The 12,718-nt window shown below is 56.5% G+C and carries 13 protein-coding genes; 2 read left to right on the top strand and 11 right to left on the bottom strand.

Annotated elements, in window-relative coordinates; translation table 11 throughout:
- Positions 1-93 precede the first annotated feature (93 nt).
- A complete protein-coding gene (splB, locus tag C8P63_RS05455) occupies positions 94-1,119 on the top strand; it encodes a spore photoproduct lyase (RefSeq protein WP_108022333.1) in 1,026 nt (341 codons plus the stop codon).
- 162 nt (positions 1,120-1,281) lie between these two features.
- On the opposite strand, the gene spoIID is transcribed toward splB, so the two are convergent.
- From spoIID to C8P63_RS05435, 4 genes are all read right to left on the bottom strand, one after another.
- Entirely contained in the window at positions 1,282-2,313 is a 1,032-nt protein-coding gene (gene spoIID / locus C8P63_RS05450; RefSeq protein WP_245920709.1) for a stage II sporulation protein D, read from the bottom strand.
- 130 nt (positions 2,314-2,443) lie between these two features.
- A complete protein-coding gene (gene murA / locus C8P63_RS05445; RefSeq protein WP_108022332.1) occupies positions 2,444-3,745 on the bottom strand; it encodes a UDP-N-acetylglucosamine 1-carboxyvinyltransferase in 1,302 nt (433 codons plus the stop codon).
- Positions 3,746-3,766: 21 nt separating this feature from the next.
- Entirely contained in the window at positions 3,767-4,504 is a 738-nt protein-coding gene (locus C8P63_RS05440) for a YwmB family TATA-box binding protein (RefSeq protein ID WP_108022331.1), read from the bottom strand.
- Positions 4,505-4,579: 75 nt separating this feature from the next.
- Positions 4,580-4,822, bottom strand: a complete 243-nt coding sequence (locus C8P63_RS05435) for a DUF1146 domain-containing protein (protein ID WP_108022330.1) — start codon at positions 4,820-4,822, stop codon at positions 4,580-4,582.
- Between the two features lie 200 nt (positions 4,823-5,022).
- Between C8P63_RS05435 and C8P63_RS05430 the strand changes: the two genes are divergently transcribed.
- Positions 5,023-5,379: a hypothetical protein gene (locus C8P63_RS05430; protein ID WP_108022329.1), complete on the top strand. Its 357-nt coding sequence runs from the start codon at positions 5,023-5,025 to the stop codon at positions 5,377-5,379.
- Positions 5,380-5,496: 117 nt separating this feature from the next.
- Here C8P63_RS05430 and C8P63_RS05425 read toward each other — a convergent pair whose 3' ends face one another.
- From C8P63_RS05425 to nuoH, 7 genes are read right to left on the bottom strand one after another with little or no spacing between them, the layout of a single operon-like run.
- Positions 5,497-7,008 carry an NADH-quinone oxidoreductase subunit N gene (locus C8P63_RS05425; protein WP_108022328.1) on the bottom strand — a complete coding sequence of 504 codons (1,512 nt, stop codon included), beginning with the start codon at positions 7,006-7,008 and terminating at the stop codon, positions 5,497-5,499.
- Between the two features lie 3 nt (positions 7,009-7,011).
- Positions 7,012-8,538: a complex I subunit 4 family protein gene (locus C8P63_RS05420; protein WP_108022327.1), complete on the bottom strand. Its 1,527-nt coding sequence runs from the start codon at positions 8,536-8,538 to the stop codon at positions 7,012-7,014.
- On the bottom strand, positions 8,535-10,400 hold the full coding sequence (gene nuoL, locus C8P63_RS05415; RefSeq protein WP_108022326.1) for an NADH-quinone oxidoreductase subunit L: 1,866 nt from the start codon (positions 10,398-10,400) through the stop codon (positions 8,535-8,537). Before nuoL ends, C8P63_RS05420 begins: the two co-directional genes overlap by 4 nt.
- A 40-nt stretch (positions 10,401-10,440) precedes the next feature.
- Positions 10,441-10,749 carry an NADH-quinone oxidoreductase subunit NuoK gene (gene nuoK / locus C8P63_RS05410; protein WP_108022325.1) on the bottom strand — a complete coding sequence of 103 codons (309 nt, stop codon included), beginning with the start codon at positions 10,747-10,749 and terminating at the stop codon, positions 10,441-10,443.
- Positions 10,746-11,255: an NADH-quinone oxidoreductase subunit J gene (locus C8P63_RS05405; RefSeq protein ID WP_108022324.1), complete on the bottom strand. Its 510-nt coding sequence runs from the start codon at positions 11,253-11,255 to the stop codon at positions 10,746-10,748. Before C8P63_RS05405 ends, nuoK begins: the two co-directional genes overlap by 4 nt.
- On the bottom strand, positions 11,252-11,692 hold the full coding sequence (gene nuoI / locus C8P63_RS05400; protein ID WP_108022323.1) for an NADH-quinone oxidoreductase subunit NuoI: 441 nt from the start codon (positions 11,690-11,692) through the stop codon (positions 11,252-11,254). Before nuoI ends, C8P63_RS05405 begins: the two co-directional genes overlap by 4 nt.
- A gap of 25 nt (positions 11,693-11,717) precedes the next feature.
- Positions 11,718-12,686 carry an NADH-quinone oxidoreductase subunit NuoH gene (gene nuoH / locus C8P63_RS05395; RefSeq protein WP_108022322.1) on the bottom strand — a complete coding sequence of 323 codons (969 nt, stop codon included), beginning with the start codon at positions 12,684-12,686 and terminating at the stop codon, positions 11,718-11,720.
- Positions 12,687-12,718: the final 32 nt, after the last annotated feature.

Here is a 12,718-nt window from a genome sequence, read left to right as displayed (position 1 = left end):
TGCGGGAAGAGTCCCGTGCAAAAGAATCGAAGGAAAAAGGTGGACAGTATGCTCCGGCCGGGGAGGGAGATGCTGAAAAACAGGTGATCTAACGTGAAACCGTTCCAGCCAGATCTGATTTTTTTCGAACCTGACGCACTTCAATATCCTTTGGGGCAAGAGCTCTACGATCGATTCAAGGAGACGGACATCCCGATCCGTAAGACCACCTCCCACAACCAAGTCCGCGGGATTCCCGGAAAGACGGAACTTCAAAAATACCGGATGGCCAAAAATACCCTGGTGGTGGGCGTAAGGAAGACACTGAAATTCGACACCTCCAAACCCTCGGCGGAATACGCCATCCCCCTCGCCACCGGTTGCATGGGCCATTGTCATTATTGTTATCTTCAAACCACCATGGGACGTCGGCCCTATGTCCGGGTCTACGTCAACCTGGACGACATCTTCGAAGCGGCTGAGGGATACATCCGGGAACGCGCCCCGGACATCACCCGTTTTGAAGCGGCCTGCACTTCGGATCCGGTCGGGATTGAGCATATCACCGGGTCTTTGAAAAAGGCCGTGGAGTTCATGGGGAAACAAGAGCTTGGACGTCTCCGGTTCGTCACCAAGTACAGCACCGTCGACCCCCTGTTGGATGCCCGCCACAACGGTCATACAAGGTTTCGTTTCAGCCTGAACGCCGATTATGTGGTCAAGTATTTTGAACCCGGTACCGCCCCTCTTCAAGAACGGATTGAGGCCGCCGGCAAAGTGGCCCGTGCCGGCTATCCCCTCGGGTTCATCCTCGCTCCGCTCATGATCTTCGACGGATGGGAAGAAGAGTACGACCGGCTCCTGTTGAACCTGAGCCAAGCTCTGCCCCCGGAGGCGACCAAAGACCTGACTTTTGAACTGATTTCCCACCGTTTTACCAAAACGGCCAAAAACATCATCCAGGAACACTACCCCAAGACCAAGCTCAACATGAATGAAGAAGAACGGCAAAAAAAATGGGGCCGTTACGGCCGTTACAAGTACGTTTACCCCAAAAGCCAGCTTCAGGCTCTCCGGGAACACATGGAAGGGGGAATTCAACGTTATTTCCCCGAAGCTGACATATTGTATTTCACCTGATGGGTCACCCCGGGCGGGAAAAACGCTCGCGATCCGCTTCATCAATGGTTTCCGATCTTCCATTGATCCAGTTCGGGCAGGGGGGCTTTTGTCGCCAACTTCCCGCTTCCTCCATGGAACCGGCGATCCTCCGCCGATGCACCTGATCCGGTGTGGACGCGGTCACTCTTTTTGAGCCAGCTGTTCGTCCATGGCGGCAATGTCCACGCCCCGGTAGTAGTAACGGATAATTTCCTCCGCTTTCTCTCCCCGCTGGGCCATCAAATGGGCCCCCCATTGGCTCATTCCAACTCCGTGCCCGTAACCTTCGGTAGTGAAAGTGATTTGTCCTCCTTTGATTTTCCAGTTAAAATCAGCGGAAGGAAGTTCAAGCGCCTCCCGGACCTGCCGTCCCGTAAACTCCTGGTCGCCGACCCGGACTTTGCTGACCCTTCCCCCGTCCGTCCGCTCGGTCACCTTCAGCCAGTCTCCCCCGGCGGCAGCCGAAACCGCCACTTCTTTGGCGGTATGGTCGGAAAGACGACTGATGAATTCTTTCAACTCAAATTTCTTTTGATCCCTGAATTTGGGAGACTCTTTGTCCCAGGGTGAAGGGACGCTTCTGAGATAGGGATAAGCGGTGGAGAAGTAATCCTCCGAATTTTCCGTTTGGCCGTTACTGGTGGAAAAAAACGCGGCATAAATAGGCTTTCCTCCGTAAAAAATCATCTTTCCCCGCGTCTCTCTCACCGCTTGGTTGATTCGGGCGGAGTAAGCGCGGTAATGATCTCCCCATTGTTCCTTCAGTTTTTCGTCGGTAAGATACACCTGATGGTCCACCGTATCGGATACGTGGGCACCCTTCGCTTGTCCCCCCCACTTGGCCATGCCCTCAAACTTGCCCTTGGAAAGACGGTCCCCGATATAGGTACGCGCCGCAAGAGACTGGGCTTTGAGCGCTTCCACATGAAAGTCCGCCGGCATCTCCGCCGCCACCACTCCGCGAATGTAGGCTTCAAGGGGAACTTTTTCCACTCTATTCTCCTTTGTAAGGTAAACCTTTACGATGGGCCCGGATTTCCAAATGGCAGATCCGCTTTCGCCACCGCTTTTTTTTGCATAAGGAGCATCCCGGTCAAAACTGACCAGGATGGCCGGCACGGCCACCATCACCCCGATCAACAACGCTGTCAACAGGATCATCCCTTTGTGCAACTGGACCCGCCTCCCGGTTGAAAAATGGTCCGAGGACAACCTCTCTTCCAGCCTATGAGGGGGTATTTTTCAATAGAACCTCCGGGCACAGAGAAACCCGCAGCCGTGGAGCTGCGGGTTTCTCTTCATATTAAGCGAATGAGTGCTGGACTTTCAGTTTTCCCGCTTCTTCGGAGACCCGTTGGATATCGGCTCCCAAGGAGCGAAGCTTTTCCACCAGACCGACATATCCGCGGTCAATGTGGTGAAGTTCCGTGACCTCCGTCACTCCCTGCGCCACGAGTCCCACCAGCACCAAGGCGGCTCCGGCCCTCAGGTCCGTCGCTTTCACCTGGGCACCGGACAATGGATGTCCGCCTTCGATTAGAACGGAGCGTCCGTCGATTTTCATCTTGGCGCCCATCCGTTTCATTTCTTCCACATGCATGAAACGATTTTCAAACACCGTCTCCGTCATCATGCTGTTCCCTTCAGCCACCAGTTGCAAAGCCATCATCTGGGACTGCATATCCGTCGGGAAACCGGGATAAGGAAGGGTTTTGACGTCCACCGGTTTGAGCGGACGATCCGCACGGACATGGATGCCGTTTTCTCCTTCCAGCACCTCCGCACCCATTTCCCTCAACTTGGCGATCACGGGATTCAGGTGATCGGAAATGGCTCCCTCAACGAATACTTCGCCGCGGGTGATCGCTGCGGCCGCCATGTAGGTTCCGGCTTCGATCCGGTCGGGGATCACGGTGTAATCCGTCCCGCGAAGGAAGTCCTTTCCGTCGATTCGGATGGTGTCGGTGCCGGCGCCGCGTACCTGCCCGCCGAGGGCATTGATGAAGTTGGCCAGATCGACGATTTCCGGCTCGCAGGCGGCATTTTCGATGAAGGTTCTCCCCTCGGCGAGGGCGGCTGCCATCATAATGTTCTCTGTGGCCCCCACACTGGCGACATCCAGGTAGATCCGGGCGCCACGCAACCGATCGGGCACTGTGCCTTCAATAAATCCCTGCCCGATGTTGAACTTCGCCCCCATCGCCTCCAAGCCTTTCAGGTGCTGATCAATCGGTCGGCTGCCGATGGCGCAACCCCCGGGAAGCGGAATTCGGGCATGTTTTTTCCGGGCCAAGAGGGGACCCATCACCAAGAAAGACGCCCGCATCTTACGGACAAGATCGTAGGGTGCTTCCGTTTGTTCGACCTTTTCACCCTGAATCCGGACGGTTTCGCTCTTTTCATCGAGTTCGGTTTGAATGCCCATCCTGTGAAGCAATTGGGTGATCGTTTTGACGTCTTCCAACATCGGCACGTCCCGGATCAGAATCTCCCCCCGGGACGGCAGGATGGACGCGGCGATGATCGGAAGGACGGCATTTTTGGCTCCGTGAACCTTGACCCGCCCCTTCAACCGATTGCCACCCCGTACAATGATTTTGTCCAAAACTCTTCCCTCCGAGAATGTCTAATATTCTATCGTGATGATCGGGGTTCCGAGGGTGAGGACGACCTCTCCGTCGCCGTGACCGTCTTTGGCCGCGACCTGGACATTCATGGTCCCGCCCCTCGTTTGGAGTCCCCCGTTGAAAAGAGGGGTATACGCGGACACGCTGACGGTCCGTTCCGCATGCATCGATTCGACTTCTCCGGCTCCGAGTTCCTTCATAATCCGATCGATCATCCGGTCCCGTTCACGTCCGTCCGCACGGCCCCCGGCATGAAGCCTTCCCTGGATGGAGAAATGAGTGCGGGGTTGAATTCGATATTTTTGAAGGGCGCGATTCAGACGTTTGCGGGTGTCGAACAGCCGGGAATCGGGAAGTCCGCTCCCCTCGGCCCGGATGGAAATATAAGGTTGTACAAAAAGATCGTAAGACCTATCGTTGATAACGGTCAATTCCAACAGAATGTTTCGACTCCATCGTCCTTCCGATTCAAAACGGGTTCCATCCGGCGTTTTCCTCACCCGGACCGAATCCAGCCCCAATTCACCCGCCAGTCCCCGGGCCAGGCCCTGGACGTCGTCCGGTGTGAAATTCCGGTCGGTCCGTCCGCCATGGTGCAACATGTACCGTTCGGCTTCCGCCCCTGTCCGGCTGAAAGTGCGGATCAGTTTTTCTTCATCCCGGGGGGCGGTTGAGAAAGCGATGAATAAAGCGGATATCAACAATAATGCCGGAATCCCGAACCCTCTTCGCAACATGGCCCATCCTCTCCCGTGCTTCTTTTTCTTCCATTGTTCACGAAGCGGAGAGAGGATATACCGTCAGGCAAACTTCTACCCGAAGAGTTGGCCGATCATTCGGGACCATCCCATATAATCGATGAGAAAACTGGCCAGATTATGACCGAATATAATGGAGAGCAGAATGTACAGCACCTTGGCCTGCACCCCTTTGGGATCCCGAAGGAACAGATCCAGCCGCAGGTTCAAGAGAACCCACCAACTCAGGGCGATGCAGGCGAGGGAAAGCAGGATGTTGATCAATGAGGAGACTGCGAAGCCCGTGGCTCCATCCATCACTTTATGCACTCCTCGTACAGTGGGTTCACGATATTCCCATGCTAACCCAAAACCGCTTGGAACGCAACGACTTTCCAAAAATGATTCGAACCCCATATCGGCCACTGATTCCTTGGAGGAGTTCGGCACGGGGGAGGGAGTCAGATGGACATTCCTTGGTAAACTAACGTCAATACTTGTTGGAAGGGGAGGACCCCATGATTTTGTACACCGCTCTGAAATGGGCCACGGCTCTTTGCGTGATTCTATCCGCCGATCTCTTCGCGGACAGTATGACTTGGGAGTCCCCGTCCCGGTTGCTGGCCGTTTCCTTTATCCTGACTGTCGCCGGGGTCTGGCTGGACCGGCGTCTGCTCCCCGATCACAGCTCCACCACCGCGGCATTGGTGGATCTCTTCGCTTTTTCCCTGTTGCTGTACACCCTTCAATACCTCTTTCCGCCTGCTTTTGTCGATTCCGGCACCGCCTTGACGGTGGGGTTGATCCTTGCCGTAACCGAAGCGGCGCTGCACCGGATCTACCCGTTTTTCGCAAGCCGCTCTCCTTTCGTCTGAATCATCAAAGAAGAGCATTGGTTCCCGGCCAAAAGCCAATCACTTGGTATGCAAATACTTCATCCCCCTTACCAACACACAAAAAACCCCTTCCTTGCGGAAGAGGTTTTTTGTGTGTCAGTTCCCGGCCGCCCCCCCTGCGGGATGCAGCACGGACGTCCAATCCAGCCGCTCCAGGAAATCCAGGGCAAACTGAGGGAAGAAGCCGAGAAGAAGGGTTCCGACAAGGGTGAGCACAATCACCGCCGTCGCTCCCGGAGAGATGGGAACCTTTTTCGGAGAAGCAGGGGACCGGAAATACATCATGCGGATGACTCCGAAATAGTAGTAATAGGAGATCACCGTGGTGACCAGCATGACGGCTGCAATCCAAAAATCCCGCGCCGTCACTGCATGGGTCAGGATGTAAAACTTGCCGAAGAAACCGGCGGTGACGGGAATTCCGGCCAAAGAGACCAAAAAGACGGTCATCGCCGCGGCAGCCAACGGGGATCGGCGGGAAAGCCCGCTGAAGGCGGCAAGATCTTCGACCCCCGCATCCCGTTCCACCATCATCAGGACCGTAAAAGCGCCCAGCGTCATCATCAGGTACGCCATCAGATAGTAAACCGTGCTTTCAAACAGCATCCCGCCGGCCGCCGTCGCCACCGGAACGAGGAGATATCCGGCATGGGCCACGCTGGAATACGCCATCATCCGTTTGGTACGGATCTGTCGGAGAGCCGCCGTGTTTCCCACCACCATGGAGGCGGCGGACACCGTCAGAAGGGCCGGTGCCACCAGTTCCATCCATGGCCCTGCCTGCAACAGAAACAGGTAGGTCGCCAACAGAACGCGCAGGACGAAAGCGAAAGCCGCCGTCTTGGAAACCGCGGCCAAAAAAGCCGTCACCGGAGTGGGGGAGCCCTGGTACACGTCCGGTGCCCACATGTGAAAAGGGGCTGAGGACACTTTAAAACCAAACCCGAGAAGCATAAAGAAGAGAGACAGGAGCACAAACGATTCGTATCCCTCATGATAAGCTTCAAAAAGCCGTTGCCGGGCCATGTAGAGGTTGGTCGTCCCCGTCAGTCCGTAGACAAACGACATGCCGTACAGGATAAAAGCGGAAGACATCCCGCCGGTCACCACGTATTTCCAGGCCGCTTCATTGGAATCCGGCCGTTTGCGACGAATTCCCGCCAGGATGTAGGAGGAAAGGCTCAGCAACTCCAGTCCCACAAACAGGGTGATCAGGTCGGCGGAAGAGGTGAGGATCATCCCCCCGAGCAAGGCGGTCAGGAGAAGGTAAACGTATTCCCCCTGCGCCCTTTCTCCCTCCAATCGGATTTCCCTGAGGGAGGCGAGAAGCACCAGAGCGGTTCCCGCCAGCAGGATGAGCTTGAAAACCAGCGCAAAATCATCCACCCGGTAGGTTTCGGAAAGGATCTCATAGGGCGGGTTCCCCACGGCCGAGCCCGCGAAGACACCCGCTGCCGCCACCGCCAGGATCCCGATCCAGCCGAGGACTCGCCGGTCCGCTTCTTCTTTCAGCAAGAGATCGAGGATGGAAAGCAGGGCGGCAGCGGAAAGAATGATCAATTCCGGGGCCATGACGGTCCAGTTGTAATCCAGGAAGTATTTTTCCATCCCCTACCCTCCGATCCTAGACACAATGGTCTGCAATGTGGTTTGCATCGGCTCTCCCAGGACATTGGGCCAAACCCCGATCAAAATGATACAGGCTAACAGGGTCAACATGGGAAGGGCCTCCGAAGGCCGGGTGTCCACCGTTTTCGACAGGTGCTCCGCGAGCGGGCCGAAACCGGTTTTGAGCACGGCGCGGAGTGTATAAACCGCTGCCAGGACCAAACCGAGGGTTCCCGCGGCGGCCAGCCCCGGTTGTTTCTGGAACAGCCCGAGAAAGGCCAGGAACTCCGAGATGAACCCCGACATGCCGGGCAACCCCAAAAGCGCCATCCCTCCTGCCAGGAAAATCCCCGTCAGGACCGGAGCCTGTCGAGCCAGTCCGCCCAGCTCTCCGATCCGGGTGGTCCCCGTCCGTTCATACAGACTCCCGATGAAGAAGAAGAGGAGAGCGGAGATAAAACCGTGGGAAACCGCCTGAAACACGGCTCCGGTCAGGCCCGGTGCATTCAGGGCAGCAATGCCGAACAGAATGATCCCCATATGGCTGACACTGGAGTATGCCAGCACCCGTTTCAGATCCTCCTGGACAAACGCCAGCACCGCCCCGTAAAGAATGTTGATCAAACCGAGTACAGCCAGCAGGACGGCGGAAGCCCGGACTTGATCCGGGAAAAGCTCCACCCCGAACCGGATCAAGCCGTAGGCTCCCATTTTCAGAAGCACACCGGAATGAATCATCACCACGGCGGGAGAAGCCTCCGTGTGCACCTTGAGCATCCAGGTGTGAAAGGGGAAGACGGGAAGTTTAATCCCGAAGGCGAGCACGAAGCACAGGAAGATCCCCCATACGATGGGGCTGACCGGACCGCCGGACAACATCCTTCGCGTCTGCGGGTCGTTGGCCAGTTCCTGAAGCCGGTTGTAGTCCAGCGACTGGAAGAGGACGAACAGACCGATCACACCCAGCAGCAAAAAAGCCGAACCCAATCCGTTATAAAGCAAAAACCGGTTGGCCGCCTTCTCCCTGTCGACGTAACCCCAGATCCCGATGAGAAAGTACAGGGTGATCAGCGTCATTTCGAAAAACAGGAAGAAAAGAAAGAGATTCCGGGCCAGAAACACTCCCAACATCCCCATCTCCAAAAATAGAAAAAGAAGGAAGTACTCCTTTTGGCGCTTCCGGATGGGAAGGGAAGCGCAGGCGGCGAGCGCGGATACCAGCGTCGCCATCACCGTTAAGGGAAGCGACAGGCCGTCTGCACCGAGGTGAAAGGTGATCTCCCAGGGCGGGGATTGGGGAAGGGGGATCTGAAACCACAAAATGGATTGCTCAAATTGGACCCCTTTTGCCGCCGGGTCGAAGCGACCGTACAACAACAGGGAAAGGACCAGGGGAGGCAGCGTACCGAACAGACCCGCTGCCTTCAGCCAACCGGCCTTTTTCCCCGGAATCAGCAACAGGGCGACCACACCCAAAAGGGGCGAAAAAACCAACCAGGTGGGAAGAACATTGAAAAAACTCTCCATCATCCGAACAACCTCCCCGCCGTCAGGCCAACGATCAACAGAACCAGACCGATCACGCTCACCAGGGCGTAGGTTTGAGCCTGGCCGTTCTGAATCCCCGTCACCAGTGCCCCTGTCAGGAGTACCCCCTTGACGACCGCGCGTACCGCACCCCCGACGATGTACCGATCAAAGCCCGCCAGAAAATGCCCCAGCCAGCCGTAAGGCGTAACAATCACTTTCCCGTAAGCTTCATCCACGTAATATTTCCGGTGCAGCAAGCGCCAGGTCCAGGGCAACGGCCGGGAGAAGAAGTCGCGGGGAAGGCTTTTATTGTCGTACATGGCCCAGGCAAGAACGATCCCCGTCAGAGAGACCACCGTGGAAAACAGCGGCACCAGGAACGAGGCTTCTCCCTCTGCTGCCGGCACAATCCCTGATCCCTCCGACAGCCAACGGCTCAATCCATGACCGGGGTATTCGACGAATCCGCCGAGGACCGACAGCAGGGCCAGAATCCCCATGGGCCAAATCATCACCCGGGGCACGGGGCCCACCTTCTTTGCTTCCATCCTTCGTTCACCCCGGAAGACAAGGAAGAAAAGGCGGAACATGTAAAATGAGGTGAGAAACGCCGTCACGACTCCCACGAGAAAGACCCCTGTCCGACCGTCGTGAAACGCCGCGAGCAGAATCTCATCCTTGGAGAAGAAGCCGGCAAAGGGAGGGATACCGGAAATGGCCAGGCACCCGGTCAGAAAGAACCAACCCACAGTACGGTGGGTCTCCCACAATCCCCCCATCCTGCGGATATCCTGCTCATGATGAAGGGCCACGATCACCGCACCCGCAGCCAGAAACAGGAGCGCCTTGAAAAAGGCGTGTGTCATCAGGTGGAAAACCCCCGCTGCGTAACCCGCGGAGCCCAATGCCAACATCATGTAGCCCAGTTGACTGACCGTGGAATAGGCCAGCACCCGTTTGATGTCGTTCTGGACCAGTCCGATGCTGGCGGCGAAAATCGCCGTGAACGCCCCGGTCCAAGCCACTGCATTCATCGCGGCGGGTGAGGCTTCAAAAACGGGGAACGTGCGGGCCACCAGATAAACCCCCGCCGCCACCATCGTGGCCGCATGGATCAGAGCACTGACAGGCGTGGGGCCTTCCATGGCATCGGGCAGCCAAGTATGTAAAGGAAACTGACCGGATTTCCCCACGGCTCCCACAAAAATCAGCAGAGCGATCAAGGTAACCGTTCCCGGAGGAATCTCCCCGGCCTTCACCGCATCAAACACTTGGGCCAGTTCAAAGCTCCCCGCATGGATGAAGGTGAGGATCACCGCGATGAAAAGGCCGATATCTCCGATCCGGGTGACGATGAACGCCTTTTTGGCCGCCCGCTTCGCTTCCGGTTTGAAATACCAGAAACCGATCAAAAGGAAGGAACAGACACCGACCAATTCCCAGAAAAGATAGAGCTGAAGCAGATTGGGAGAAATCACGAGTCCCAGCATGGAAAAGGTGAACAGACCCAGATAGGCGTAAAAGACGGAAACCCGTCCGTCTCCTTTCATATAACCAGCGGAATACACCTGCACAAGGAAGCTGACTCCACTCACGATCAACAACATCAACGCATTCAGCTGATTGACCTCGATCCCGAAACGGATCGTCGTTTCCCCGAAGGACAGCCATTCCAGACCGGCAAGGGAGTCCGAACCGCCCAGCCGTTCCATGAGTACGGCCGCCGAGGAGCCCAGGGACAACAATGCCGCGACGCTTCCCACCCAGGCTGCTGTATTTTGGCTGAAGGCGTTCCGGCCAGCCAGGAGGATCAGAAACGCGATCAGGGGAAAGAGGGGGATTATCCACGCATTTGCGACCATGGGATCACCCGTCCTTCTTCCTTTGGTTTGACAGGCTGGCTCAGCCCTTCATCGTATCGTAACGGTCCGCTTTGACGGTGTTTCGGTTCCGGTAAAGAGCAAACAGGATCGCCACCCCCACCGCCGCTTCCGCCGCCGCCACCGTGATCGTGAACAGGGTGAAGACCTGCCCGGTCTGGTTGGCGTGCAACCCGTACTTGGAGAAAGCCACCAAATTGATGTTGGCGGCGTTCAGCATCAGTTCAATGCAGAAAAGGACCATCACAGCATTCCTTTTGGTCAGTACCCCAAACAGCCCGACGCAGAACAAAATGGCCCCCAGAGCGAGATAGGAAGTGACCGCCATCATGTGTTCCGCTCCTTTCCCGCCAGGATCACGGCTCCCACCAGGGCCACCAGCAGGAGGACCGAAACGGCTTCAAAGGGAATCACGTACTTCTTGAAAACCGTCTCCCCCAGCCTGGCGGTCGAGTAGTGTTCCACCTCGGCCGTCCGGCCGGCGAATGGGGTATGGTAGATCGTATGGATCAGGATGCCGAATAACGCGCCCACTCCCACAAAACTGATCACGCTGTGCCACAGGCGGGTCCCTTCTTCCTCCCGGTCCCGGTGTCGCGTCAGCATGATCCCGAAAAGCATGAGGATGGAGACGGCTCCCGTATAGATCAGAACCTGCACCACCGCCAGAAATTCCGCGTTCAAAAGGACGTATATCCCCGCGATCCCAAGCAGGGAAAAGGCCAGGGCCAACACCATATGAACGACCCGTACCAAATGGATCATAAACACCGCTCCGCCGATGACAAAGCAGGACACCACAAAAAAAGCAATAAACTCCCCGCTGACCTGGATCACTTTTTCACACCCCGGGCATTGAGGTTGTTCTCGCTCCGGATACCGGAGTCGTTTTCATGAAGCCACTCCAGGTTTTTATAAAGATCGTCCCGGGTGTAGGTGGCCAACTCGAAATTCCGGGTCATCACCACCGCTTCGGTGGGGCAAACCTCCGTACAGAGATCGCAGAGGATGCAGATCTCGAAGTTGATGTCGTAGGTGTCGATGATTTTTCCCCGCTTTCCGGGGTCCGGGTGTTTCCGACCGGTCAGCGAGATGCAGTCTGTGGGACATACCCGGACGCACTGGTTGCAGACAATGCACTTTTCCGGATCGAAATGCTGGATGCCCCGGAACCGGTCCGGCATCCGTATGGGTTCGTCGGGGTATTTGTGGGTCACCTTTTTCTTGGTCATCGTTTTCAGGGTGACGCCCATCCCTTTGAGGAGACCCTTCATCTCCATCCCTCCATCCTTGTCAGTATCAGTACAGCCCGCTGAGCACTTCCTTCAGGATGGCCGATAAAAAAATATTGAAAAGAGCCAAAGGAAGGAGCACCTTCCAACCGAGTTGCATCAGCTGGTCCATCCGGATCCGGGGGAGGGTGGCCCGGATCCAGATCAGCGAAAAGACGATCAGGCCGAATTTGAGTGCGAACCACAGAATCGGCGGAATGAAATCCAAGCCGAAAAGCGGGTTCCACCCCCCGAGAAACAATACAGTCGTCAGTGCCGCCATGGCAAAGACATAAACGTACTCCGTCAGCATGAAGAAAGCGAACCGAAACCCGCTGTACTCCACATGATAACCGGCCACCAGTTCCGATTCCGCCTCCGGGAGATCGAAGGGGGTCCGGTTCAGTTCGGCGAGGGAAGCCGTGAAAAAGACGGCGAAACCGATGATCTGGGGGACGATGAACCAAACTTTCTCCTGGGCTTCCACAATCGCCGTCAGGTTCAGGGATCCGGCTGCCATCACCACCCCCGCCACCGACATCACCAGGGGAATTTCGTAACTGATCATCTGGGCGACGGACCGCATCGCGCCCAGGAGGGCATATTTATTGTTGGAAGCCCAGCCCCCGGCGAGGATTCCGATCGTCGTGATGCTGGATACGGCGATATAATACAAGAGACCCACGCCGATATCGGCGAACACCAGCCCTTCGCTGAACGGAATGACCGCCAGGATGACGAAGGACGGCACAAACGCGATCACCGGTGCCGCTTTAAAAAGCGGCCGGTCCGCCTTGGCCGGTACGGTGTCCTCTTTGACCAGGAGTTTGAAAATGTCGGCCACCGTTTGCAACAGGCCCCAGGGTCCCACCCGGTTGGGTCCGATCCGCGCCTGCATCCAACCGATCACTTTCCGCTCAAACAAAATGGAAAAGGTGACAAAACCGAGGACCACCAACAGAAGGACTGCCGGACCAAGAAAGGTCCATCCACTCACGTGTTCATCCACCTCCCCAAACGTCGGTGATT

Source organism: Melghirimyces profundicolus (assembly GCF_003054245.1).
GTDB classification, from domain to species: Bacteria; Bacillota; Bacilli; order Thermoactinomycetales; family DSM-45169; genus Melghirimyces; species Melghirimyces profundicolus.
Note: the sequence above shows the minus strand (reverse complement) of the source record. Positions and strands in the feature narration are given on the sequence as shown.